This window comes from Niveispirillum sp. GW835-FHT14G11 (genome assembly GCF_058793615.1).
This window is the reverse complement of record NZ_JBXAFZ010000005.1, coordinates 149,077-172,870: the sequence shown is the minus strand read 5'-3', so window position 1 is coordinate 172,870 and position 23,794 is coordinate 149,077. Positions and strand designations below refer to the sequence as shown.

25 protein-coding genes, 1 tRNA gene and 1 other RNA gene are annotated in these 23,794 nt (G+C 66.3%); 17 read left to right on the top strand and 10 right to left on the bottom strand.

Annotated elements, in window-relative coordinates; translation table 11 throughout:
• Positions 1–87: 87 nt before the first annotated feature.
• Complete coding sequence (nudC, locus tag AC1Q7F_RS11425) at positions 88–1,005, bottom strand: NAD(+) diphosphatase (protein ID WP_492506807.1); 918 nt, start codon at positions 1,003–1,005, stop codon at positions 88–90.
• A 114-nt stretch (positions 1,006–1,119) separates the two neighbouring features.
• Between nudC and ffs the strand changes: the two genes are divergently transcribed.
• The 3 genes from ffs (at position 1,120) to AC1Q7F_RS11410 (ending at position 3,559) form a co-directional block, all read left to right on the top strand.
• An RNA gene (gene ffs / locus AC1Q7F_RS11420) (signal recognition particle sRNA small type) lies at positions 1,120–1,217 on the top strand.
• A 122-nt stretch (positions 1,218–1,339) separates the two neighbouring features.
• A complete protein-coding gene (locus tag AC1Q7F_RS11415; protein WP_492506805.1) occupies positions 1,340–3,232 on the top strand; it encodes a DNA polymerase III subunit gamma/tau in 1,893 nt (630 codons plus the stop codon).
• Between the two features lie 3 nt (positions 3,233–3,235).
• Positions 3,236–3,559 (top strand): YbaB/EbfC family nucleoid-associated protein, encoded by a 324-nt coding sequence (locus tag AC1Q7F_RS11410; protein WP_416575448.1) that lies wholly within the window; start codon positions 3,236–3,238, stop codon positions 3,557–3,559.
• 129 nt (positions 3,560–3,688) lie between these two features.
• Here AC1Q7F_RS11410 and AC1Q7F_RS11405 read toward each other — a convergent pair whose 3' ends face one another.
• Positions 3,689–4,588: a LysR family transcriptional regulator gene (locus AC1Q7F_RS11405; RefSeq protein ID WP_492506802.1), complete on the bottom strand. Its 900-nt coding sequence runs from the start codon at positions 4,586–4,588 to the stop codon at positions 3,689–3,691.
• 162 nt (positions 4,589–4,750) lie between these two features.
• Here AC1Q7F_RS11405 and AC1Q7F_RS11400 point away from each other — a divergent pair, with 162 nt between their 5' ends.
• From AC1Q7F_RS11400 to AC1Q7F_RS11390, 3 genes are read left to right on the top strand one after another with little or no spacing between them, the layout of a single operon-like run.
• Positions 4,751–5,800, top strand: coding sequence for an enoyl-CoA hydratase/isomerase family protein (locus AC1Q7F_RS11400; protein ID WP_492506800.1), 1,050 nt, complete (start codon positions 4,751–4,753; stop codon positions 5,798–5,800).
• Between the two features lie 32 nt (positions 5,801–5,832).
• On the top strand, positions 5,833–6,720 hold the full coding sequence (gene mmsB / locus AC1Q7F_RS11395) for a 3-hydroxyisobutyrate dehydrogenase (protein ID WP_492506798.1): 888 nt from the start codon (positions 5,833–5,835) through the stop codon (positions 6,718–6,720).
• A 1-nt stretch (position 6,721) separates the two neighbouring features.
• Positions 6,722–8,266, top strand: a complete 1,545-nt coding sequence (locus tag AC1Q7F_RS11390) for a malonate--CoA ligase (RefSeq protein WP_492506796.1) — start codon at positions 6,722–6,724, stop codon at positions 8,264–8,266.
• Positions 8,267–8,314: 48 nt separating this feature from the next.
• On the opposite strand, the gene AC1Q7F_RS11385 is transcribed toward AC1Q7F_RS11390, so the two are convergent.
• A complete protein-coding gene (locus AC1Q7F_RS11385) occupies positions 8,315–8,782 on the bottom strand; it encodes an outer membrane protein assembly factor BamE (RefSeq protein WP_492506794.1) in 468 nt (155 codons plus the stop codon).
• A 243-nt stretch (positions 8,783–9,025) separates the two neighbouring features.
• Between AC1Q7F_RS11385 and AC1Q7F_RS11380 the strand changes: the two genes are divergently transcribed.
• The 7 genes from AC1Q7F_RS11380 to AC1Q7F_RS11350 all read left to right on the top strand — a co-directional run bounded on the left by AC1Q7F_RS11380 (position 9,026) and on the right by AC1Q7F_RS11350 (position 13,521).
• The gene (locus tag AC1Q7F_RS11380) at positions 9,026–9,556 is read left to right on the top strand and encodes a ubiquinol-cytochrome C chaperone family protein (protein ID WP_492506792.1); all 531 of its coding nucleotides are present in this window, start codon (positions 9,026–9,028) and stop codon (positions 9,554–9,556) included.
• Positions 9,557–9,574: 18 nt separating this feature from the next.
• Positions 9,575–10,159: a YceD family protein gene (locus tag AC1Q7F_RS11375; RefSeq protein WP_492506790.1), complete on the top strand. Its 585-nt coding sequence runs from the start codon at positions 9,575–9,577 to the stop codon at positions 10,157–10,159.
• A 98-nt stretch (positions 10,160–10,257) separates the two neighbouring features.
• Positions 10,258–10,446, top strand: coding sequence for a 50S ribosomal protein L32 (gene rpmF / locus AC1Q7F_RS11370; RefSeq protein ID WP_054166525.1), 189 nt, complete (start codon positions 10,258–10,260; stop codon positions 10,444–10,446).
• Between the two features lie 52 nt (positions 10,447–10,498).
• Positions 10,499–11,581, top strand: coding sequence for a phosphate acyltransferase PlsX (gene plsX / locus AC1Q7F_RS11365; RefSeq protein ID WP_492506788.1), 1,083 nt, complete (start codon positions 10,499–10,501; stop codon positions 11,579–11,581).
• The gene (locus tag AC1Q7F_RS11360) at positions 11,581–12,555 is read left to right on the top strand and encodes a beta-ketoacyl-ACP synthase III (RefSeq protein WP_492506786.1); all 975 of its coding nucleotides are present in this window, start codon (positions 11,581–11,583) and stop codon (positions 12,553–12,555) included. Before plsX ends, AC1Q7F_RS11360 begins: the two co-directional genes overlap by 1 nt.
• Positions 12,556–12,670: 115 nt before the next feature.
• The gene (locus tag AC1Q7F_RS11355) at positions 12,671–12,988 is read left to right on the top strand and encodes an integration host factor subunit alpha (protein ID WP_492506785.1); all 318 of its coding nucleotides are present in this window, start codon (positions 12,671–12,673) and stop codon (positions 12,986–12,988) included.
• 8 nt (positions 12,989–12,996) lie between these two features.
• Complete coding sequence (locus AC1Q7F_RS11350; protein WP_492507187.1) at positions 12,997–13,521, top strand: MerR family transcriptional regulator; 525 nt, start codon at positions 12,997–12,999, stop codon at positions 13,519–13,521.
• A 4-nt stretch (positions 13,522–13,525) separates the two neighbouring features.
• Here AC1Q7F_RS11350 and msrQ read toward each other — a convergent pair whose 3' ends face one another.
• From msrQ to AC1Q7F_RS11330, 4 genes are all read right to left on the bottom strand, one after another.
• Positions 13,526–14,116: a protein-methionine-sulfoxide reductase heme-binding subunit MsrQ gene (gene msrQ, locus AC1Q7F_RS11345; protein ID WP_492506783.1), complete on the bottom strand. Its 591-nt coding sequence runs from the start codon at positions 14,114–14,116 to the stop codon at positions 13,526–13,528.
• Positions 14,116–15,045 (bottom strand): protein-methionine-sulfoxide reductase catalytic subunit MsrP, encoded by a 930-nt coding sequence (msrP, locus tag AC1Q7F_RS11340; RefSeq protein WP_492506781.1) that lies wholly within the window; start codon positions 15,043–15,045, stop codon positions 14,116–14,118. The genes msrQ and msrP overlap by 1 nt, the downstream gene beginning before the upstream one ends.
• Positions 15,046–15,212: 167 nt before the next feature.
• Positions 15,213–15,755 (bottom strand): DUF1697 domain-containing protein, encoded by a 543-nt coding sequence (locus AC1Q7F_RS11335; protein WP_492506779.1) that lies wholly within the window; start codon positions 15,753–15,755, stop codon positions 15,213–15,215.
• Positions 15,756–15,768: 13 nt separating this feature from the next.
• Entirely contained in the window at positions 15,769–16,659 is an 891-nt protein-coding gene (locus AC1Q7F_RS11330) for an EamA family transporter (RefSeq protein WP_492506777.1), read from the bottom strand.
• Positions 16,660–16,870: 211 nt separating this feature from the next.
• On the opposite strand from AC1Q7F_RS11330, the gene AC1Q7F_RS11325 reads away from it, so the two are divergent.
• Positions 16,871–16,945 (top strand) — tRNA-Thr (locus tag AC1Q7F_RS11325).
• Between the two features lie 341 nt (positions 16,946–17,286).
• A complete protein-coding gene (locus tag AC1Q7F_RS11320) occupies positions 17,287–18,861 on the top strand; it encodes an aldehyde dehydrogenase (NADP(+)) (protein ID WP_492506775.1) in 1,575 nt (524 codons plus the stop codon).
• A gap of 149 nt (positions 18,862–19,010) precedes the next feature.
• Here the strand turns inward: AC1Q7F_RS11320 and AC1Q7F_RS11315 are convergent, their stop codons facing one another.
• Both AC1Q7F_RS11315 and AC1Q7F_RS11310 read right to left on the bottom strand, forming a co-directional pair.
• The gene (locus AC1Q7F_RS11315; protein WP_492506773.1) at positions 19,011–19,301 is read right to left on the bottom strand and encodes a hypothetical protein; all 291 of its coding nucleotides are present in this window, start codon (positions 19,299–19,301) and stop codon (positions 19,011–19,013) included.
• Between the two features lie 87 nt (positions 19,302–19,388).
• Complete coding sequence (locus AC1Q7F_RS11310) at positions 19,389–20,585, bottom strand: phosphoglycerate kinase (protein ID WP_492506771.1); 1,197 nt, start codon at positions 20,583–20,585, stop codon at positions 19,389–19,391.
• A 224-nt stretch (positions 20,586–20,809) separates the two neighbouring features.
• Between AC1Q7F_RS11310 and AC1Q7F_RS11305 the strand changes: the two genes are divergently transcribed.
• Both AC1Q7F_RS11305 and AC1Q7F_RS11300 read left to right on the top strand, forming a co-directional pair.
• Positions 20,810–22,390 carry a CYTH and CHAD domain-containing protein gene (locus tag AC1Q7F_RS11305; RefSeq protein WP_492506769.1) on the top strand — a complete coding sequence of 527 codons (1,581 nt, stop codon included), beginning with the start codon at positions 20,810–20,812 and terminating at the stop codon, positions 22,388–22,390.
• A 37-nt stretch (positions 22,391–22,427) separates the two neighbouring features.
• Positions 22,428–23,045, top strand: a complete 618-nt coding sequence (locus tag AC1Q7F_RS11300) for a ParA family protein (protein ID WP_492506766.1) — start codon at positions 22,428–22,430, stop codon at positions 23,043–23,045.
• A gap of 2 nt (positions 23,046–23,047) precedes the next feature.
• Here AC1Q7F_RS11300 and AC1Q7F_RS11295 read toward each other — a convergent pair whose 3' ends face one another.
• Entirely contained in the window at positions 23,048–23,614 is a 567-nt protein-coding gene (locus AC1Q7F_RS11295) for a lysozyme family protein (RefSeq protein ID WP_492506764.1), read from the bottom strand.
• Between the last annotated feature and the right edge of the window lie 180 nt (positions 23,615–23,794).

The window sequence follows — 23,794 nt, the reverse complement described above, 5'->3', positions numbered from 1 at the left end:
GCTGAAAACGGATCGGGCGCGCAGGATGGCAGGGTGGATCGGCGGGGGCAAGCGACGGTCAACCGCGACCGACGCATTGGTCGTCCCCTATCCCCGCAGCCACGTATCGATCAATTCCCGGGAAATGCTGTCAAAGGGCGGCAGGCGGAACGCGTCCGACCCCTGGTTCTGTCGCAGGAAATCCCGGCTGAACCAGCGCGCATCTTCCAGCTCCTCCTGGTCCGGCCGCACGTCGAATGTCGTGGCGCGGGCGAGGAAGCCCAGCATCAGGGAGGATGGGAAGGGCCAGGGCTGGCTGGAATGATAGCGCACGTCGGTGACGCGCACGCCCGCTTCCTCCATGCATTCGCGTATCACCGTTTCCTCCAGGCTTTCGCCCGGTTCGACGAATCCGGCCAGGGTGGAATACATGCCCGGCGGAAAGCGCGACTGCCGGCCCAGCAGGCACCGGTCGCCGCCATCATGGACCAGCATGATCACTGCCGGATCATGGCGGGGGAAATGCTGGGCATTGCATTGCGTGTTGGTGCAGCGCCGGCTGTGCCCGCCTTCGGCCACGGCGGTGGGCGATCCGCAGGTGCCACAGAACCGGTGCTTGCCATGCCAGAGCATCAGGGCGCGTGTATAGGCATAGAGCCCGCCCGCCCGCTGCCCGATGCGCGTGCCCAGTGAGCGCAGTTCCACGAACCGGCCCAGCTTTGCCACCTCGGCATGGGTATCGACATCCTCCAGCGCGGAGAGATCGACGGCGAAATAGGAATGGCCGCCGTCATCGCCCAGGAAGATGGGCGGCATGGCAAGATGCCAGCCCCACCAGTCGGCATCGGCCGGCAGGAAGGCCGGCAGGGGCGCGTCGTCGGACCCGGCGACCAGATGCCGGCCCCGCCACCAGGGAATGATGCGCGCGGCCTGCGGCTGGCGCAGCCGGTCGGCCAACCACGCCTCATCCTTGCGCCGGTGTGCCGCGCGGTCCAGGCCGCTGCCAGCATAGAAGTTCAGTCTCATCATGGTGTGCCGACGGTGACATGGGCCCGATCCGTCCGCCATTGCATTGGCGGCAGACCGGCCCCGGCTTATTTTCCCTTGTCTTTGCGGCGACGCTCGCCGATATAGGCGTCGGGAGGTTGGCAACGGGCGGGTCCCTCGCCAACCCGGTCAGGTCCGGAAGGAAGCAGCCGTAACGAGTTTCGGCTCGGGTCGTTCGTCCAGCCTCCCACCCTTCAATCAAATCCGGTCCTGTGCCTTCGCCGCTTGTCCGCAAGAGGTATCGCGAAATCCATGGCGTCATGGCACCCCCGCCACTAGACTGCCGCGTCCCCGCTTGAGCCCCGAGACGCCCGTGACCGACGAGACGAACAGCCAGCCCGCATCCGGTGCCGCCTATCGCGTGCTGGCGCGCAAGTACCGGCCGCAGAATTTCGATGAGCTGGTGGGGCAGGATGCGCTGGTCCGCACGCTGCGCAATGCCATCCAGTCGCGGCGCATCCATCAGGCCTATATGCTGACCGGTGTGCGCGGGGTGGGCAAGACGACGACGGCGCGGATCATTGCGCGTGCCCTGAACTGCATCGGGCCGGACGGGCAGGGCGGGCCGACCATCAGCCCGTGCGGCGTGTGCGAGATGTGCGTGTCGATCGCGGCCGACCGCAATGTCGATGTCATCGAGATGGACGCGGCCAGCAATACCGGTGTCGACAATGTGCGCGAGATCATCGAGGGGGTGCGCTATGCCCCGTCCTCGGCCCGTTACAAGCTCTATATCATCGACGAAGTGCACATGCTGTCGAAGAGCGCTTTCAACGCGCTGCTGAAGACGCTGGAGGAGCCGCCGCCGCATGTGAAATTCGTGTTCGCGACGACGGAGATTCGCAAGGTGCCGGTGACGGTGCTGTCGCGCTGCCAGCGATTCGACCTGCGCCGCGTCGATCACCAGACCCTGGTGGGCCATTTCACCCGCGTGGCGGGCAAGGAAGGCGTGGGCGTGGAGGCCGACGCCATCGCCCAGATCGCGCGCGCCGCCGACGGGTCGGTGCGTGACGGGCTGTCGCTGCTGGATCAGGCCATCGCGCTGGGCGGGGGCACCGTCACCCTGGCCCAGGTGCGCGACATGCTGGGTCTGGCCGACCGCACCCGCATCATCGACTTGTTCGAAGCGACCATGACGGGCAAGCCGGCCGATGCGCTGGATATCCTCACCGACCTGCATCGTTGCGGGGCCGATCCCATCGTCATCGCCCAGGATTTGCTGGACTTCACCCATTTCCTGACCCGGGCCCGCGTCATCGCCACCACGGCGGACGATGTGTCGATCCCGGAGGATGAGCGCACGCGCGGCGTGGCCCTGGCCCAGAAGCTGGGCATGCCGGCCCTGGCGCGGGCCTGGCAGATCCTGCTGAAGGGGCTTGGCGAGATCCAGCATGCGCCGGTGCCGATGCAGGCGCTGGAAATGGTGCTGATCCGCCTGTCCTATGCATCCGACCTGCCCAGCCCCGGCGACCTGATCCGCAAGATCAATGAGGCCGGTGGCGTGGAAGCGGCGGCGCGTGCCCTGCATGGTGGGTCCGGCGGGGGCGGTGGCTTTGCCGGTGCCGGGCCGGGGCCAATGGTGCATGCGGCACCCACACAGGGTGCGCCCATGGCCATGGTGGCGGGGGGACGGGCGTTTGCCGGTGCCCCGGCGCCGGCGCCGGTAGCAGTACCGGCACCCGTCGGCAAGATCGATACGGTTCCGGAACCAACCAGCTTCCGTGCCGTGGCCGATCTGTTCCTGGACAAGCGCGAGGGGGTGCTGGCCGGCACGCTGCGCGCCTCTGTCCATCTGGTTCGTTTTGAGTCCGGAATGATTGAGCTGCGGCTGCAGCCCTCCTGCCCGCAGAACCTGCCCGGGAAGGTCGGGCAATTCCTGACCGAATGGACGGGCAAGCGCTGGGTCGTGTCGGTTTCCGGTGCGGCGGGCGAGCCCACGCTTGCCGAGCAGGAGCGTGCGGCGGAGCTGCGCCAGCGGGCCGAAGCCGCCGAACATCCCCTGGTCAAGGCCGTGCTGGAGGCGTTCCCCGGAGCGAAGATCGACAAGATCATCGACCAGAGCCAGGTGGCCCTGGCTCCGCCGCCGCCGTCCGATCCCGACATTCCCGAGGCGATGGATGCTTTTGGGGGTGACGAGATGGCCGACAGCCCTTATTTCGATGCACCACCGCCCCTGGATGAGGGCGATTATGAAGGAGACTTCTGAGCCATGAAGAATATCGGCCAGATGATGAAGCAGGCCCAGCAGATGCAGTCCAAGATGGCTGAGATGCAGGCCAAGATGCAGGAACATGAGGCCACGGGCGTGTCCGGTGGCGGCATGGTCAAGCTGACCCTGAACGGCAAGGGCGACCTGCGCGGCCTGAAGATCGACAAGTCCATTGTCGATCCCGAGGATGTCGAGGTGCTGGAAGACCTGATCACCGCCGCCTATAACGACGCCAAGACCAAGATCGAGGCGTTCACGGCGGAGCAGACCAACGCCATGATGGGCGGGCTGAAGCTGCCGCCGGGCTTCAAGATGCCGTTTTGATTGTTCCCTCAGGCGCCGGGCGCCGCCATCCGGCGGCTTGGCTCACGCCGCATGGGCGGCGGGCCGGCGGTCGCCGGCCTCCAGCGGTCATGGATAATGACCGCTGGGTGAGGGACGCACGGCGCCCGGTTATCCCTGAAACAGCCGTGCATTCCGCCGCACCTCATCCGCGATGAATTCCGCCGTCACGCGGATGCGCGACAGGTGGCGGACGTCGGAATGGATGACCAGCCAGAAGCTGCGGATCAGCTTCACCTCGGCGGGGAGCAGCCGGACCAGGTCCCTTTCCCCCGCGGCCATGAAGCAGGGCAGGACGGCGATGCCGCTGCCGGCCTGCACGGCGCGGAACTGCGCCACCAGGCTGGCGCTTTTGAGGTAGGGGCGAATGTCGCGCGACACCAGCGGCACGTAATCCAGCTCCGGCGTATAGAGCAGGTCATCGATATAGGAGATGAACCGGTGCCGGGCCAGATCGCCCACGCCGGTAATGGGCTCCGCATTTTCCAGATAGGAGCAGGCAGCGTAGAGGCCCAGCTCGTAATCCGTCAGCTTTCGGGCGTGCAGGCGCCCGGCCTCCGGCTGGGCCAGGGTCACGGCGATGTCGGCCTCGCGCTTGGACAGGCTGAACAGGCGCGGCATGGCCACCAGCTGCACCTCCAGATCCGGATGCAGGGCCCCCAGCCGGCCGATGCGCGGCGCCAGGAAGAAGCTGCCGAACCCGTCGGGCGTGCCGATGCGCACGGCCCCCGACAGCCGGGCACCGGCGCCGGACAGTTCCTCCATGATGGTCAGGGCCATGCCTTCCATGGCCTCGGCATTCTGCAACAGCGTCTCGCCCGCCTGGGTCAGGCTGTAGCCGGTGGCGTGGCGTTCGAACAGCGTGGTGCCCAGCGCCTGCTCCAGCCCGGTCAGGCGACGGCCCAGGGTTGTATGGTCCACGCCCATGCGCTTGGCGGCCAGGGTCAGGCGACCTGACCGGGCGACGGCCAGAAAGGATTGCAGATCGTCCCAGTCGAAGCGGCTGGCCATCAAGGGACCCCATGGGAAAAAGCGCACAATAACAGCGACGAACTTCGCATGGATGTGCGCAGGCCCGCAATGGTACTGGTTGAGGTGCGGAATTCATCGCGATTGGCGCTATAGAAGGGGCGATAGTTCCCAGGCCATTGCGATCGAAAGGGAGGATGGGTTTTGAGCGAGGACGTGATCTGCACCGTGCGCGGTGCCATCGGCCATATCCTGTTGAACCGGCCCAAGGCGCTGAACGCGCTGACGCTGGGCATGGTGGAGGTGATCGCGCCGGCGCTGGATGCGTGGGCGGCCGATCCCGCCATCAAGGCCGTGGTGATCCGGGGGGCCGGTGACCGGGCCTTCTGCGCCGGGGGCGATGTCCGCGCTGTCTGGGATGCCGGCTTGCAGAAGAAGCGCGGGGAGGGCAGTGGTGCCCTGGCCAGTACCTTTTTCGCCGGCGAATACAGGCTGAACCGCCAGATCAAGCGCTTCCCCAAGCCCTATATCGCGCTGATGGATGGCATCACCATGGGCGGCGGCGTCGGCCTGTCGGTGCATGGCAGCCACCGGGTGGTGACGGAGAAGACCCTGATGGCCATGCCGGAGACGGGCATCGGCCTGTTCCCGGATGTCGGCGGCACCTGGTTTCTGCCACGCATGCCGGGCAAGCTGGGCCTGTATCTGGGCCTGACGGGGGCGCGGGTGCATGCGGCCGACCTGATCCATACGGGTATCGGTACGCACCATGTGCCCTCGGCGGCGCTGGACGCCATCGAGGCGGCACTGGCCGAGGGGCAGGATGTGGATGCGGTGCTGGCGGCCCATGCCGCACCGGTGGGCGAGGCGCCCTTGGCGGCACAGCGTGAGGCCATCGACACGGCGTTCGACGCGCCGGATGTCGAAGGGATCGTGGCGGGCCTGATCTCCCAAGGCACGGCCTGGGCCGACAAGGTGGCGGAGACGATCCTTGCCATGTCGCCCACCAGCCTGAAGGTGACGTTCGAGCAGCTGCGGCGCGGGGCGGAACTGGAGTTCGATGAGTGCATGCGGCTGGAATATCGCATGACCCAGGCGGTGATGGACGGCAACGACTTCTATGAAGGCATCCGCGCCGTGCTGGTTGACAAGGACAAGAGCCCGAAATGGAACCCGGCCAAGCTGGCGGATGTGTCGGCGCAAACGGTGGCGCCGTATTTTGCGGTGCCGGCGGGTGGCGATCTGACGTTTTAAGCAGGTCGACAATAACCAAGGAGGAAACGACCATGGCGACCATTGCGTTCATCGGGCTGGGCAATATGGGGCTGCCCATGGCCAAGAACCTTCTGAAGGGCGGGCATAGTGTGCTGGGCGTCGATCTGGCGCCGGCCAATATCGCGGCCGCCAATGAGGCGGGGATCGATACCTCGAAATCGGCGGGCGATGCCGCAGCCGAGGCGGATGTCGTCGTCTCCATGCTGCCCGCCGGGCCGCATGTCCGCGCCGTCTATGGCAATGAAGGCGGGGTGATCGAGCGGGCCAAGCCCGGCACCCTGTTCATCGATAGTTCCACCATCGACGTGGACAGTGCGCGCGCGGTGATCGCGCAGGCCGAAAAGGCCGGCCACCGGATGGTGGACGCGCCGGTTTCCGGCGGCACCGGCGGGGCGGCGGCGGGGACGCTGACCTTTATGGTCGGCGGGGCCGAGGCGGCGTTTACGGCGGCCAGGCCCTATCTGGAGCTGATGGGCAAGAACATCGTGCATGCCGGGGGCCCTGGCACGGGTCAGGCGGCCAAGATCTGCAACAATATGGTCCTGGGCATCTCCATGATCGCCGTGTCGGAGGCGTTTGCGCTGGCCGACAAGCTGGGGCTGGAGCGGCAGAAGCTGTTCGACATTGCCAGCACCGCGTCGGGCCAGTGCTGGTCGCTCACCTCCTACTGCCCGGTGCCGGGGCCGGTGCCGACCTCGCCCGCCAACCGCGACTATGCGCCGGGCTTCGCGGTGGACATGATGCTGAAGGATCTGAAGCTGGCGCAGCAGGCAGCATCCAGCAGCGGGGCCAGCACCCCCCTTGGCGCGCAGGCCGCGGCGCTGTATCAGCTATTCTCAGCGGCGGGGAATGGCGGTCTCGACTTCTCCGCCATCGTGAGGATGTTGCAGGGGAAGTGACATGGGCGGCTTGGAAAGCGGCAATCTCTATCATCTGTTCGAAAGCCGCTTTCCCGCCGACCGTGAGACGCGGTTCATCACCCTGATGGATGGGCCGCGCCAGGGCATCTGGTACAATTACGGTGACGTCGCCTCCATCTCCGCCCGCTTCGCCCATGCCATGGTGGCGCTGGGGGTTCGCCGTGGCGACCGCGTGGCCGTGCAGGTGGAGAAGAGTGCGGAGTGCCTGTTCCTCTATCTTGCCACCCTGCGTCTGGGCGCCGTCTATCTGCCGCTCAATACCGCCTATCAGAAGGGCGAGATCACGTATTTTCTGGAGGATGCCGCGCCCGCCCTGTTCGTCTGCCGTCCGGAGGATGAGGCGGGCATGACGGAACTGGCGGCGCGCTGCGGCGTGCCGGCGGTGGCGACGCTGGGTGTGGCGGCGGATGGCAGCCTGCCCGACATGGCCATTGATCTCAGTCACGAATTCAACACGGTGGCGCTGGGTGAGGATGAGCTGGCGGCCATCCTCTATACGTCTGGCACGACGGGCCGGTCGAAGGGGGCGATGACCAGCCATGGCAATCTCGCCAGCAACGCCCTGGCCCTGCATCAGCTCTGGGGCTTCGTGCCGGGTGACGTGCTGCTGCATGCCCTGCCGATCTTCCATGTGCATGGGCTGTTCGTGGCCACCAACACCACGTTGCTGAATGGCGGCCATATGCTGTTCCTGTCGAAATTCGATGCGGATCGGGTGGTGGAACTGCTGCCCCAGGCCAGTGTGCTGATGGGGGTGCCCACCTTCTATACCCGCCTGCTGGCCCATCCCGGCTTCACCCGCGATCTGGTGGCGCATATGCGGCTGTTCATCAGCGGGTCAGCGCCGCTGCTGGCCGATACGCATACGGAGTTCTCCGCCCGGACCGGTCACGCCATCCTGGAACGGTACGGCATGACCGAGGCCGGAATGATCACGTCCAACCCGTTGGTGGGTGATCGCGTGGCGGGCACGGTGGGCTTTCCCCTGCCGGGTGTGTCACTGCGCATCGCGGATGAGAAGGGTGCCCTGTTGGGCACCGATGAGATCGGGCAGATTGAGATCAAGGGGCCCAACCTGTTCAAGGGCTATTGGAACAAGCCGGAAAAGACCGCCGAGGATATGCGCGCCGACGGGTTCTTCATCACGGGGGACGTGGGGAAGATCGATGCGCGGGGATATGTCCATATCGTGGGGCGGGCCAAGGATCTGGTGATCTGCGGCGGGTTCAACGTCTATCCCAAGGAAATCGAGACGGTGCTGGATGCCATCGACGGGGTGGTCGAAAGTGCGGTTATCGGCCTGCCGCATCCCGATTTCGGGGAGGCGGTGGCGGCGGTGATCCAGAAGAAACCGGGCCGCGCGGATGTGACCGAGGCGTCGGTGATCGCCCATGTGAAGGGCGAGCTGGCCAATTTCAAGGTGCCCAAGCGGGTCTGGTTCGTGGATGAATTGCCCCGCAACCAGATGGGCAAGGTGCAGAAAGCAGCCCTGCGCGAACAGCACAAGGCGGCGTTCATGTCATAAGCCGCACAGGGAGCGGGGCTGATTGATAAGGTCCCGCCCCGTCGCCCCTTACTTCTTTTTCTTGTCTTCCTTCTTCTTGCGCGCCGGCTTGGACAGGTTGCCCAGCAGCTGCTCGAAGAAGTTCAGGTCATGGCCGACGGTGGGAGTGACGCGGGCCACGGGTTCGACATAGGCGGCGTCGGCCATGCCGTCCAGTTCCTTGATCTCCTGCACCGTCCCGCCTTCATCGAAGCGGACGCGGATGATGCGCTGGGCCGTCACCTCCGGATCCAGGAAGGCTGTCTGTTCGGTACGGCGGCCGATATAGTACCAGGTGGACCCGTCGATCACGCCGGTGGAGGTGGGCGTGCCCAGCACGTATTGCACCTGTTCGCGCGTGGTCTGGCCGGCCTGGATCTGCGTCAGCCTTGTGTCTTCCACCAGATTGCCACGCTGGGCGATGATGGGGCTGCAGCCGGTCAGACCGAAACCCAGAAGGCCGAAGGTCAGCAGGGCGGTTGCATGGGTCTTGCGCATCAACGTGACGTCTCTCAAACCTTGGATGTGACCAACGGCATGGTGCCGGATAGAGCACCCGGACAATGCACGGGGCAGCCCCCCATACACCATCGGCGGTTCGCCGTCATGCCCCCGTTGGCCCGTGCGGGTACCAACCATGGCTTGACGGCGGGGCTGCCGCCCCCTATCTGGCCGGTGACATTGGCACCGGCCTTGGCGCAATGTCAATGTCCGCAGCCTGCCAATCAGAGGGAGAAGGCCTTGTTCAGCCGCCTGTTCCAGCGCCACCGGCGTGAACGCACCATCGCCGCCCTCTATGGCGCCATTGTGGCCCAGTCGCGCCTGCCGGTGTTTTTCACCGATCTGGGCGTGCCCGACACGCTGGAGGGGCGGTTCGAGATGGTGTCCCTGCATGCCTGGCTGGTCATGCGCCGGCTGGCCATGGGCGGCAAGGACGTGGCGGCGTTCAACCAGGCCCTGTTCGACTTCATGTTCGCCGACCTGGATTTCAACCTGCGTGAAATGGGGGCCGGCGACATGAAGGTGGGTGACAGGGTCAAGGATCTGGCCAGCCATTATTATGGCCGCGTCGGCGCCTATGATGCCGGCATCGCCGCGAAGGACGATCCCGGCGTGCTGGAATCGGCCATCGACCGTAATCTCTACGGTTCCACCCTGCCCGACCCGGCGCATGTGCAGGCCATGGCCGACTATCTGCGCCGGCAACTGGCGCATATGGAGGCCTTTCCGATTGAGCACCTGCTGGCCGGTACCGTGGAATTCGCCGCTTAATATATAAGGATGCCATCCATGAGCCCCTCGACCCCTGAACTGTCCCGCATCGTTATCGCCGACAAGGTGACCACCGGCGGCGGGTTCGAGATCGTGACGGCCACAGAGGCGGAATGCGCTGCCCTGGCGGAACGATTCGACCTGGTCTCCCTCTCCGGCCTGAAGGCCAAGCTGCGCCTGCGCCGCGTCCGGTCTGAATTCATCAAGGTGACCGCCGAGCTGGAGGCCGACGTGGTGCAGCGCTGCGTGGTGACGCTGGAGCCCGTGCCCGCCCATGTGAAGGAGGAGTTCAGCGCCCTCTATGCGCCTGATCACCTGATCCCCAAGGAGGATGAGAGCGAGGCCGAGAGCGACCATTTCCAGTTCCTGGGCAATGACGACTTCCCCGAGCCTATGCCGGCTGGGCGTATCGACATCGGGGAACTGGTCGCCCAAAATCTGTCACTGGCGCTGGACCCGTATCCGCGCAAGGATGGGGTGGAATTCACCCCGATTCTAGAGGATGTGGGGCCCGATACGCTGAGTCTGACGGAGGACATGGCCCCCGAGCCGCCCCGCCAGAACCCTTTTGCGGCCCTGTCCCGCTTAAAGAAGCAACCTTGACCGGGTTTCGCTCTTGCCCTGCCGGACCATATCCAGTATTCAAGCGCCTCTGTCCGGGCGGCCCTTGCGGTCGCCTTAAAACATTGTGAGTTACGATCATGGCCGTTCCTAAGAAGAAGACCTCCAAGTCGAAGCGCAACATGCGCCGTTCGCACGATGGCTTGACCGCCGCCGCCTATAACGAGTGCGGCAATTGCGGCGAGCTGAAGCGCCCGCACCATGTCTGCGGTTCCTGCGGTCATTATGACAGCCGCGAAGTGACCGCGACCGCCCCGGCCGCTGCCTGATAGCGCCGGTACCGGTCCAGGTTTTCGCGGGTTATAGGGACGTCGAGCGGAAGTGACAACGCGCCTGCGCATCGCCTTGGACGCCATGGGTGGCGACCATGCTCCTGACATGGTCGTCGCTGGCGCCGACCTTGCCCGTGAGCGTTGCCCCAATGCCGACTTCCTCTTCGTCGGTGACGAAGCGCGCATCAACGCCCTGCTAGAGCGCCATCCGGCCTTGAAGCCCATTTCCACGGTCAAGCATACGCCTGACTTCGTGGCCATGGACGCCAAGCCGTCGGTGGCGCTTCGTGCTGGGCGCAATTCCAGCATGCGGCTGGCCATCGACGCCGTCGCGGCGGGCGATGCGGCCTGCGTGGTCTCCGCCGGGAACACCGGCGCGCTGATGGCCATCGCCAAGTTCGTGCTGAAGACCCTGCCCGGCATCGACCGCCCGGCTATCGCCTCCATCCTGCCCACCCAACGCGGTGAGCTGGTGATGCTGGATCTGGGTGCCAACCTGGAATGCGATGCCGACAATCTGGTGCAATTCGCTGTGATGGGCACGGTGTTCAGCCGCACCGTGCTAGGCCTGCTGAACCCCACCATCGGCCTGTTGAATGTCGGGTCGGAGGAGCAGAAGGGGCATGAGCAGATCCGCGAGGCGGCCGCCGCCTTGCGTAAGACGCCGCTCGCCCCCTATTTTCATGGCTTCATCGAAGGCAATGATCTGGGGCTGGGCACGGTGGACGTGGTGGTCACTGACGGCTTCACGGGCAATGTCGCGCTGAAGACGGCCGAAGGCACGGCGAAGCTTTATGCGGAATTCCTGAAGCGGACGTTCCGCTCTTCGCTTCTGGCCAAGCTGGGCTATGTCCTGGCGTCAGGCGCGTTCAACAAGCTGCGTCAGCGCATGGACCCGCGCCGGTATAATGCCGGGATGTTTCTGGGCCTGCGTGGCATCTGCGTGAAAAGCCATGGCGGCACCGATGCCGTCGGCTTCTCCAACGCCATCGCCGTGGCCGCCAACATGGCCAATCATGGTTTCAACGAAAAGATCCGTGACCAACTGGCGGTGTTGCAGGCGGCATTGACCGCTGCCGCCGACAAGGCCAGGGACGAGAGCGCAACGGGCAGCGAAACGGCGGTGCAGTAATGGCCATCCGGTCGGTGATTGTGGGCTGCGGGTCCTACCTGCCGGCCAAGGTGATGACGAATGCCGATCTGGCCCAGATCGTCGAAACCTCCGATGACTGGATCACGGAACGCACGGGCATCAAATCGCGCCATATCGCGGCCGACGGTGAACTGACCTCCGATCTGGCCTATCATGCCGCCGTCGCTGCCCTGGCCCATGCCGGCATTACGGCAGCGGACCTGGATTTGATCGTCCTGGCCACCGCCACGCCCGACAATACCTTTCCCGCCACCGCCGTGAAGGTGCAGGCCCGCCTGGGCATGACCCGCGGTGCCGCCTTCGACGTGCAGGCCGTCTGCTCCGGCTTCATCTATGCCCTGTCGGTGGCCGATAATTTTATCAAGGCCGGCCAGGCCAGGACCGTGCTGGTCATCGGGGCGGAAACCTTCTCCCGCATCCTGGACTGGACCGACCGTACCACCTGCGTGCTGTTCGGCGATGGGGCCGGGGCCGTGGTGCTGCGCGCCCAGGATGGTGCGGGCACGTCGGAGGACCAGGGCATCCTGTCCACGCATCTGCATTCCGACGGCAACCATCACGACCTGCTCTATGTCGATGGCGGCCCGTCCAGCACCCAGACCGTGGGCCATGTCCGCATGCGCGGGCAGGAAGTGTTCAAGCACGCCGTGGTCAACCTGGCCGATGTGGTCAAGGAGGCGATGGCCGCCAATGGCCTGACGCCTGATGCCATCGACTGGCTGGTCCCCCATCAGGCCAACCGCCGCATCATCGAAGGTACCGGCCGCAAGCTGAAGCTGGCCGCCGAGCGGGTGGTGGTCACCGTTGATCATCACGGCAACACGTCCGCCGCCAGCATCCCGCTGGCCCTGGCCGAGGCCGTGCATGACGGTCGCATCAAGCGCGGCGACCTGCTGCTGCTGGAAGCGATGGGCGGTGGCTTCACCTGGGGCGGGGCGCTGGTCCGGTTCTGACCCCCCACCCCGGCGTTTCTGCCGGATGGGGTCAGCATTACCTGCCAACCATCTGAATTGACGGATTTCTCCGGCCAAAGTACCGTCATCCCCAGATAAATCGGGGAGGACGAACATGACCGAAACAGTCACCCGCGCGCAGTTGAGCGAGGCCGTCTACCAGGAGGTGGGCCTGTCCCGCAATGAATCCGCCGATCTGGTGGAAAGCGTGCTGGACGAGATCGCCGATGCGCTGGCCAATGGCGACATGGTCAAAATCTCCTCCTTCGGCAGCTTCGCCGTCCGCTCGAAGGGAGAGCGCGTTGGCCGCAATCCCAAGACGGGGGAGGAAGTGCCGATTCTGCCGCGCAAGGTGCTGGTCTTCCGCGCCTCCCACGTGCTGAAAAGCCGCATCAATGAGCGGTTCGACGCCGCTGAAGCCGCGAAAGGCTGACCTTGTCGATGATCGAGGAAACCAGCGACGGGGCGCGAGCGAAGGCAGGGGCGTCCAAATCCGCCTCCGCCTTCCGCACCATCAGCGAGGTTTCCGTCGATCTGGAGGTCCCCCAGCATGTGCTGCGCTTCTGGGAAACCAAATTCCCCCAGATCAAGCCGCTGAAGCGCGGCGGTGGCCGGCGTTACTACCGCCCCGACGATGTCGAACTGCTGCGCCGCATCCAGGCCCTGCTTTATCAGGACGGCTACACGATCAAGGGCGTGCAGAAGCTGCTGCGCGAGTCGCGGGGTCTGGCCGGCCTGCCCATGCCCGGCACCCGCATGCCCAGCCTGTTCGACGAGGATGAGGGCGCCGAGGAGACATCCGCCGAGGAACTGGCTCTGCTGGCCGCGGAAGGGGAAGAGGTGGATGAGCCCCCCCCTGAACCACCTGCGCCCAAGCGTCGCAAGCAGCCCTTGTCACCGGAGGTGCGGGAGGTGCTGTCGGAGGTGCTGCTGGAACTGACGGCGCTGCGACGGCTGCTGGATTGAAATTCTACGCCCGCCGCCACACCCGCCAGCCCAGCAGCGCCGCCACGATCCCCAGATAGACCAGCGGCTCCGGCGGCCAGCTTTTCACCAGCATCACATAATGCACCGCACCGGCCAGCACCGCCGCATAGACCAGCCTGTGCAGCCGGTTCCAGGTCCGCCCGCCCAGCCAGCGGATGGCGGCGTTGAAGCTGGTGGCGGCCAGCGGCAGCAGCAGCAGGAAGCCCGCCATGCCGATGGTGATATAGGGCCGCTTGATGATGTCGGCCCAGATGGCGCGCCAGTCCAGCCCCTGGTCCAGCCAGACGTACACAGCCAGATGCAGCACGACATAGAGGAACGCCGTCAGCCCGATGGCCCGGCGGTATTTCAGCAGGCCGATGCCGAATTCCCGCCGCAGCGGGGTGATGGCCAGGCCCAGGATCAGGAACCGCAGGGCCCATTCCCCCATCGCATGTTCCAGCACCTTCAGCGGATCGGCGCCCAGATCGCCATAGATCGCCTGATACAGGTACCAGAGCGCCGGCAACAGCCCCGCCAGATAGACGGGCCAGGTGGGAAAACGCGGCTGGATGCGCAGGTTGGCCAGCGCCATCAATAGAACTTCCGCAGGTCCATGCCGGCATAGAGCCCGGCCACCTGTTCCCCATAGCCGTTGAAGGGCAGGGTGGGGCGGCGCTTGGCGAACAGGCCGCCGCCATCGCCGATGCGCCGTTCCGTCGCCTGGCTCCAGCGCGGATGATCGACCTCAGGGTTCACATTGGAATAGAAGCCATATTCCTGCGGCGCCTGGATGTTCCAGCTGGTGGCCGGCTGCTTGTCGGTGAGCGTGATGCGCACGATCGACTTGATGCCCTTGAACCCGTATTTCCACGGCACCACCAGCCGCAGCGGCGCGCCGTTCTGGTTGGGCAGGTTCTGGCCATAAAGGCCCGTGGCCAGCAGGGTCAGGGGGTTCATCGCCTCATCCAGGCGCAGCCCCTCCACATAGGGCCAGTCCAGGATCTTGAAGAACCCGCCCTGGCCTGACATTTCCGACGGGCGTACCAGCGTTTCGAAGGCCACGAACTTCGCACCCGCCTGCGGCTCCACCCGGTTCAGCAGGGTGGCCAGGGGAAAGCCCGTCCAGGGGATGACCATGGACCAGCCCTCCACACAGCGCATGCGGTAGATGCGTTCCTCCAGCGTCACCGGCTTCAGGATATCGTCCAGGTCGTAATCCCCCGGCTTGCCCACCATGCCGTCGATCTTCACCTTCCATGGCTTCACGGTCAGGCGGCCGGCATTGCGGGCCGGGTCGGATTTGTCGGTGCCGAATTCGTAGAAATTATTGTAGCTGGTGATGTCCTTCAGGCTGGTCGGCGCCTCGTCCGTGGAAAACGGGCTTTTCACCGCGGCCCGCGCCGCGCCGGCGCCCGCCAGCATCAGCCCGCCGAACCCGGCCAGCAGGCGGCGGCGATCCAGATACAGGCCGTGCGGCGTCACATCGCGTTCGTTCAAATCCGGGGCATGGCGCAGCAGCATGGGGACGCTTCCTTGTCGGTACAGGACCTGCACGGAAAGATAAGCCGATTAACCATGCCGGAACAGTATCCCACGTCACAGGGGGTGTCGATTTGGCGTTTCACCGCAAAATTCCGGATCGGTGTCGGTTCGACCCTGGCTTTGCGCCAAGTGAGTAAGGTGATGGCTCAGGTCGGGCATGCCAGTGCCGCCAGTTTGCCCAAGGTGGTCCAGTTGCGCGACGTGCCGGTGACGCCGGCCGCCTTCAGCACCTTCACCGGATCGATGGCTTTCTGCAGGATAGCCCCGGCGAAATCCAGATAGAGTACGTCGCCGGCCGCGTGCAGCCGCGCCGGCCCGTCCCCGATCAGCGCTTTCAGCCGGGCCAGCGCCCCCGCATCGGGCACGCCCGACAGGAAGAATACCAGCAGATGGTTGGGCGCGGTCTCCGCCGCATCCGGGAAGGGATTGCCGGCGATGGCCGCCTCCAGCGCCCCCGCATCGCGCAGCACATGGTCGGCGGAAAAGCCGAATCGTGCCGCGAACGCCGCCGGCAGCCGCTCCGCCAGGCCCTCGCCGCTCTGGGCATCGAAGACGATGTTCCCGGATTGCAGCAGGGTGCGGACGCGGGTGAAGCCCATCTCCTCATAAAGCTGCTTCCACAGCGCCATCTTCACGATCTTGTTGCCGCCGACATTGATGCCGCGCAGCAGGCAGACATGGGTTGGCATCGACATCTCCCCCTTAGGCCAGCCGCAGCGTGGCGATGCCCGCCAGCACAAGCAAGGCCGAACCCGTGCGCCAGCGACCCACGGGTTCCCGCAGCCACAATTTCGCGATCAGCAGGGCGAAGATCACACTGGTCTCCCGCAGGGCGGCGACCAGGGCGATGGGCGCATGGGTCATGGCCCAGATGGCGATGCCATAGCCGGTCAGCGCCATGGCCCCGCCCACCAGATCGCGCCGCCATCCGGCCAGCATGGCTTGCCAAAGGCCCTTCCCGCCACGGCGAGCCCAGGCCAGTGCCACCATGGGCGGGGCGTTCAGGATGAACAGCCAGGCGGTGTAGGAAACGCTATCGCCGCCGACCCGCGCACCCAGCCCGTCCAGGGTCGTATATCCGGCGATGAAGGACGCGGTGGCCAGGGCCATCAGCACGGGCCGGGGATCGGTCCGCAATCCCGCCCCGCCGCGCAGGGCCAATGCTGCGATGCCCGCGGCGATCAGCAGCACGGCCAACCCTTCCCCCGGCCGCAAGGGGTCGGTGCCCAGCACCAGCCCGGTCAGCGCCACCAGCGGCGGTGCTGACCCGCGTGCGATGGGATAGACCTGGGACAGGTCGCCCAGCCGATAGGTGCGCACCAGGAAGACCTGATAGGCGGTATGGAAGGCCAGCGAGGCCGCCAGATAGGGCCAGGCCGCCAGAGGCAGCGGCCCTGTGAAGGGCAGCAGGAACAGCCCCGCCACGGCACACCAGACATTCAGCATGGTGATCCCCACCAGCCGGTCGCCCCCGCCCTTCAGCAGGCTGTTCCAGCCCGCATGCATCAACGCCGCCAGCAACACCAGCGGCACCACCCAATCGTCCATCGCCCGTTCCAACCGGTTCGTCACCGGAACAATACCAGCAGCCATTGAAAATTGCTGCTGGAGGCCGGCGACCGCCGGCCCGCGCCACATGGCGCGCTAGCCAAGGGCGCGGATGCGCCCGCCCGGCGCCTGACGGAGCAGTATGACCGCATTGGTGCCATGCGGGGGCCTGACGATGATAATCGGCTGATGGGGTGAAAATCACTGTTGCCAAGCCGGGAGCCCTTGGCTATAACCCCGCCCACTTCACCGCGGCGCCCCGATAGCTCAGCGGTAGAGCAACCGCTTCGTAAGCGGTAGGCCGTTGGTTCAAATCCGACTCGGGGCACCATCCTCCACCCTTTTCTTCTTGGGTGGCTGCTTGATGAAGCCGGTGACAACTCTGCATCCTTTGCTGAAGCATTTGGCGACCCCCCGGTTTCGACCAGCTTGGTTTTGCCCCTCCTTAAAATAACGCCGCACCTTTGCAACCGCCCGCGTGGCGCGGCTGCATTGCCCGTCTGTCGATTGCTGTTGGCGACATATTAGTATTACTAATTATCGCACACATCCTCCAGGTTCCCTTGCCCAGGGAACGGCTTGTCATGGCGGGTTCGTTAGCGGTAACAATACCGCCGACCGGCCCCGGGCGAACCGGCGGCCAGGAGGAAACATGTCAAGCGGGAGTGTACGATGTCTCTGCATGGGAAACTGCTGATCGGCCGTAGCCGCATCGCCACTGAATCCGGGTTCAAGGCTGTCGATCCGGCCGCCGATGCGCAGATCGAACCCGCCTTCGCCCAGGCCAATCCGGCCCATGTCGATCAGGCCTGCGCCCTGGCCTGGGCCGCCTTCGACGGGTTCCGCGAGACGGCACCGGAGGATCGTGCCCGTTTCCTAGAAAAGATCGCCGACAATATCGTGGCTATCGGCGACGAACTGCTGGAGCGTGCGGGCGCCGAAACCGGCCTGCCCCGCGCCCGGCTGGAAGGCGAGCGCGGCCGTACCGTCGGCCAGCTGCGCCTGTTCGCGTCCGTGCTGCGCAATGGCGACTGGCTGGGGGCCCGCATCGATGGCGCCCTGCCGGAGCGCAAGCCGCTGCCACGTGCCGACCTGCGCCTGCGCAACATTGCCGTGGGCCCGGTGGCGGTGTTCGGCGCATCGAACTTTCCGCTGGCCTTCTCCGTCGCGGGTGGCGACACGGCGTCGGCGCTGGCCGCGGGCTGCCCCGTGGTGGTGAAGGTGCATTCCGCCCATCCCGGCACGTCGGAACTGGTGGGCGAGGCCATTGCTGCGGCCGTGGCGGAGCTGGGCCTGCATGAGGGCGTGTTCTCCCTGCTGTCGGGCACGCAGCGCGAGTTCGGTCAGGCCCTGGTGGCCGACCCGCGCATCAAGGCCGTGGGTTTCACCGGTTCGCGCGGCGGCGGTCAGGCCCTGATCCGCATCGCCCAGTCGCGCCCCGAACCCATCCCCGTCTATGCGGAGATGAGCAGCATCAACCCCGTCATCCTGCTGCCCGCTGCCCTGTCGGCCAGGGCCGAGGCGCTGGGGACGGCGTTTGTCGGCTCCCTGACCATGGGTGCGGGCCAGTTCTGCACCAATCCCGGCCTGATCCTGGCTGTGGATGGTCCGGACCTGGAGCGGTTCACGGCCGCGGCCGCTGCCGCACTCGCCAATGTCGCCCCCATCACCATGCTGACGCCCGGCATCTGCCAGGCCTATCGCACGGGCGTGGCGGCGCTGGCCGGGCATGACAAGGTCACTACCGTGGCCCGCGTGGCCGAAGCCGGCGGCAACAAGGGTGCGGGTGCCCTGTTCAGTGTGACGGCGGCCGACTTCCTGTCCGACCATGCGCTGGGGGCGGAAGTGTTCGGGTCGTCGTCGGTCATCATCCGCTGCGCCGATGTCGGTGTGCTGAAGGATGTGCTGGAGCATCTGGAAGGCCAGCTGACGGCGACGCTGCATCTGGACGAGGGCGACCATGAGGCGGCGGCCGGTTTGCTGCCGACGCTGGAGCGCCGTGCCGGCCGCATCCTGGCCAATGGCTGGCCCACGGGTGTGGAGGTCTGCCACGCCATGGTGCATGGCGGCCCGTTCCCGGCCACCAGCGACAGCCGCGCCACCTCGGTCGGTACGCTGGCCATCGACCGTTTCCTGCGTCCCGTCTGCTATCAGGACATTCCCGATGCCCTGTTGCCGGTGGCCCTGAAGCGTGCCAACCCGCTGGGCCTGAACCGCCGTATCGACGGCGTGGTGCAGAAGGCTTAACGACGGCGATTGTCAGAGCGTGTTTCCGATGACCGGAAACACGCTCTAGGTTTTCGTTTTCTTCAAGCGCCGGCGCCGCATCCGCGGCTTGGCTTACGCGCCACGAGGCGCGCGGCGGCGGTCGCCGCCGGAGCGGTTTCCAGGCGCAATCAAAACCGCTCTCGCACGGGGATCGGCACCAGGCGGGCCCCGTGTCCGCCGCCGGACCCTGCCGCATCATCGGTTCCCTGCAGCATCACGGCGAAGCCGATCTGCAGGGAACCGATGGTCAGTCCTGTCAGGAAGCAGAAGACGCCCAGCCCCAGCCAGCCCATCTGGGTGGCCATGGCCAGGCTGCGCAGATGCAGCGCGTCAGTGGCGACGATGATGGCGGCCACGGCCACGCCCAGGCCGAAGCCCAGGGCGGCGTGACGCAGCATGAAGCGGATCAGGGGCGGCATGGCGAGGCCCTCCGGCAGGAAATGGGTGATCTCAGCTTGTCACTCCTTCCACCGGCGGCCAAGCGGCGGACTGCCGCATGGGGATGGTTACCCCTGCTTTTCCAGTGCCGCCACGCCGGGCAGTTCCTTGCCTTCCAGCCATTCCAGGAACGCCCCGCCGGCCGTGGAGACATAGGAGAAGCGGTCGGCCACGCCGGCATGTTCCAGCGCCGCCACCGTGTCGCCACCACCGGCCACCGACAGCAGCTTGCCTTGCGCCGTCAGGTTGGCGGCGATGGCGGCCACGGCGTTGGTGGCGCTGTCAAACGGCACCAGCTCGAACGCGCCGAACGGGCCGTTCCAGACCAGGGTCTTGGCGCCTTCCAGCTTCCTGCCCACCAGTTCCACGGTGGCGGGACCGGCATCCAGCATCATCTCGCCATCCCGGATATCGGTGACGGCGGTGACGCGATGGTCGGCATTGGCCTTGAACTCTCTGGACATCAGGCCATCGACCGGCAGCACGATTTCGCATCCGCCGGCCGCCGCCTTCTCCATGATGGCGCGGGCCTGGTCGGCCATGTCGCGCTCGCACAGCGAGGAGCCCACCGACACGCCCTTGGCGAACAGGAAGGTGTTGGCCATGCCGCCGCCCAGGATCAGGATATCGACCTTGCTCACCATGTTCAGCAGCAGGTCCAGCTTGGTGGAGATCTTGGCCCCGCCGACCACGGCCGCCACCGGCCGCTCCGGTGCTGCCAGCGCCTTGCCCAATGCCTCCAGCTCCGCCTGCATCAGCCGGCCGGCGGCGCTGGGCAGCAGATGGGCGATGCCTTCGGTCGACGCATGGGCGCGGTGGGCGGACGAGAAGGCGTCATTGACATAGATGTCGCCCAGTGCCGCCAGCCCCTTGGCCAGCGCCGGATCGTTCTTTTCCTCACCGGCATGGAAGCGGGTGTTTTCCAGCAGCAGCGTGCCACCGGCCGGCAAGGCGGCAATGGCCGATGCTGCCGCCTCGCCCACGCAATCGGTGGCGAAGGCGACGGGTGCGCCCAGGGCCTTTTCCAGAGCCGGCACCACCTGGCGCAGGCTGTTCTTCTCGTCCGGACCGTTCTTGGGGCGGCCGAAATGCGACATGATGACGACCTTGGCGCCCTTGGAAGCGATTTCCTTCAAGGTCGGCACCAGCCGGTCGATGCGGGTGGTGTCGCTGACCTGCCCATCGGCGACGGGCACGTTCAAATCGGCGCGGACAAGCACGGTCTTGGCCGAAACGTCGATGGTGTCGAGGGTCTGGAAGCGCATGGAGAAGGTCCCCGTCAAAATATGTTTGGGCAGGCGATGGCCGGGCGGCAGCAAACACCATTGCGGGGGCGCTTTCAACCGCCACCCCTTGGCGGGTCGGTTGCAAAAAAATCGCCGCGCGCGATAGACAGCCCTTCACGAAATTGTCATCGTTGGATTGAAACGGCCGGAATCCGGGGCGAATCAGCCCGCCGGCCGTGCTTTGGCGTGTTTGTGGTGTGCTTATGTCCAGCCTGGAGATTGAACTGAAACTGGCGGTGGCGCCGGCCGACATGGATCGGCTGCGCGGGCTTGCCTGTCTTTCGGACACCATCGCCAAGCCCAAGGTCAAGTCGCTGGACAGCATCTATTTCGATACAGAGGACCGCCGCTTGGTGGCCGCCGGCCTTTCCCTGCGTGTGCGCCGCGTCGGCCGCAAGCTGATCCAGACCCTGAAATCGGCGCCCAAGCCCGGCGCCGGTGCCCTGGTGCGCGGGGAATGGGAAGTGGAGGTGGCCCAACCCCGCCCCGACCTGTCGCTGCTGCCCGATCCCACGGTGCTGGAAGGGCTGGGGGAGATCGGTAATGACGATCTGGTGCCCGTGTTCGAAACCCGCATCCGCCGCCAGGTCCGCCATCTCTGCCCGCGCCCCGGCCTGGTGGTGGAGGTGGCACTGGACCAGGGGGAGATCGTGGCCCCCGGCGGCCTGTCCCTGCCCGTGCATGAGGCGGAACTGGAACTGATCGAGGGCACGGACACGGCCGCCCTTTACGATCTGGCCCGCGTCATCCATGCCGAGGTGCCGGTGCGTCTGGAGATGGCGACCAAGTCGGCCCGCGGCTATGCCCTGTCGTCCGGCGCCACCCCGGTCAGCGCCAAGGCATCCAAGCTGGTGCTGGCCCCCGATGGCACGGTGGAGGAGGCGCTCTCATCCATCGTGCGCCATTGCCTGGCCCATCTGATGGCCAACGAGCCGGTGACGCGCCTGGGCCAGGATCCGGAAGGGGTGCATCAGATGCGTGTGGCGCTGCGCCGCCTGCGCTCGGCCCTGCAGATCTTCCGCCCCTTCATCCCGGCCGACCAGATGGACAGTCTGGGCCCGCGGGTGAAGGCGCTGGCCGATGCCCTGGGCCCGGCGCGGGAATGGGACGTGTTCCTGGGTGAGCTGCTGCCCCCCGTCACCGCCGCGCTGCCGGGCCATGATGGTTTGGCGTCGCTGGAAATGGCGGCGCGGGCGGCGCGGGACCGCGGTTATGCGCTGGTGCGCGCCACCCTGGCCGACCCGGCCCACACCGCCCTGCTGCTGGACCTGGCCGCCTGGGTTGATGGACGGGAATGGCGCAACCAGCCGGTCAGCGAGCAATCGACCCTGCTGCTGTCGCCGGTGATCGAGATGGCGGGCGCCCTGCTGGACAAGCGCCACCGCCAGGCCCGCAAACGCGGACGCGGCTTCGCCCGGCTGGCGCCGGCGCCCCGGCATGAACTGCGCATCTCCCTGAAGAAGCTGCGCTATGCCGCCGATTTCTTCCGGTCGCTGTATGAGGGCAAGGCGTTGCGCCGGTTCCTGGAGGATATGTCGGCCTTCCAGGACCGGCTGGGTCATCTGCAGGACGTGGCCACCGTGGACAAGCTGGTGGCGGAGCTGGAGAAGGCCGACGGTGCAGCGCTGCCCGCCGACTGGCGGCTGGGGGCCGGTCTGGTCGCCGGCTGGCACGCCCGTGGCCTGCACGACCTGGAAGAGGATACGGTGGCCGACTGGCATCGCTTCGCCGATGCCAAGCCCTTCTGGCAAGATGGCAAGGAAGACGGGGATGGGGAGCGCTGAGCCCCGCTGCCGCCCGCTCCCAGCATAAGGAACCCCCATGCGCACGATTCTGGTCAGCAATATCAAGGGCGGTGTCGGCAAGACGACCATCGCCACGCATCTGGCCGCCTATTTCGCGGGTCATGGGCACAAGACGGCACTGGCCGACCTGGACCGGCAGAAATCCTCCCTGGGCTGGTTGAAGACCCGGCCGGACACGGCGTCACCCATCCAGGGACTGGACTGGGTGAAGGAGATCGGCAAGCCGCCCGCCGGCACCGGCCGGCTGGTCATCGATGCGCCCGCCGCCATGCGCCCCAAGGATGTGGAGGAACTGATCCGCCTGTCCGATGTGGTGGTGCTGCCCGTTCTGCCCGGCGCGTTCGACGAAGCGGCGACGGCCCGCTTCCTGGACAAGCTGGAGGAGGTGAAGGCCATCGCCAAGGAGAAGGTGCCCGTGGCCATCGTCGGCAACCGCCTGCGTGCCCGCACCAAGGCCGCCGACCGGCTGGATGCCTTCCTGGCCGGTGCCGGCCATCAGGTGGTGGCACGCCTGCGCGACAGCCAGATGTATACCGACCTGGCCGCGGAAGGCCTGACCCTGTTCGACCAGAAGGCCAAGCGCGCGGCGGATTTGCGCGGCGATTGGGCGCCGTTGCTGACCTTCGTGGGATAGGGTCAGGCGGCAGCCTTCAGCCGCGCCCGCAGCGCCAACACGCGGTTGCCATAGTCGCGGCCGCGGGCCTGATCCATCCAGGTATGGTAGCGGCCGATCGCCAAAGCCGGGTCGCCCGGCAAACTGTCCAGCGCCTCGCGCAGGATGCCGGCACCGACGCGCAGATTGATGTCGGCATGCAGCAGGTGGCTGATGTCGGGCACGCGGTGGGCGTGCCAGCGCACATTCACCTGCATCCAGCCCAGATCGGCATCCTTGACGTCTTCCGCAGGCAACCGGTGGATCAGGTCCATCGCCGCCTCGAAATTCTCCGGATGGTAGGACAAGGCCGTGGTGCGCACGGCATAGGGCCAGGGTCCCGTGCGACCCCGTCGGTCGAACCGGCTTTCCACATAGGAGACGGCGTAGAGCAGATAGGGGTCCAGCTGCGCCAGCCGCCCTGTGCGTTCCCAGATCGTGCCGGACAGTGACAGGGCCCGTGCCGGGGCCGCCGACAGCGCCAGACCAGCCGCCGCCGTGGCCAGCAGGGCGCGGCGGGTGAGGGGCTGTTGCGGCGTCAGATCATCCATGGCCTTTCATAGCCCGGCGTCAGCGTCCCGTCCAGACGGGCGCAGGGCGGCATCCGGCTACGGGTCCGTGCCGCCGGCGCGCGGTCACCATCGGCGTTAACCACAAACGCCCCTTCCTTGCGCAGTGCCGTCGAAACGGGTAGCGTTCGCAGCGCAGCATTTTGGGGACAGGGGCGTTCA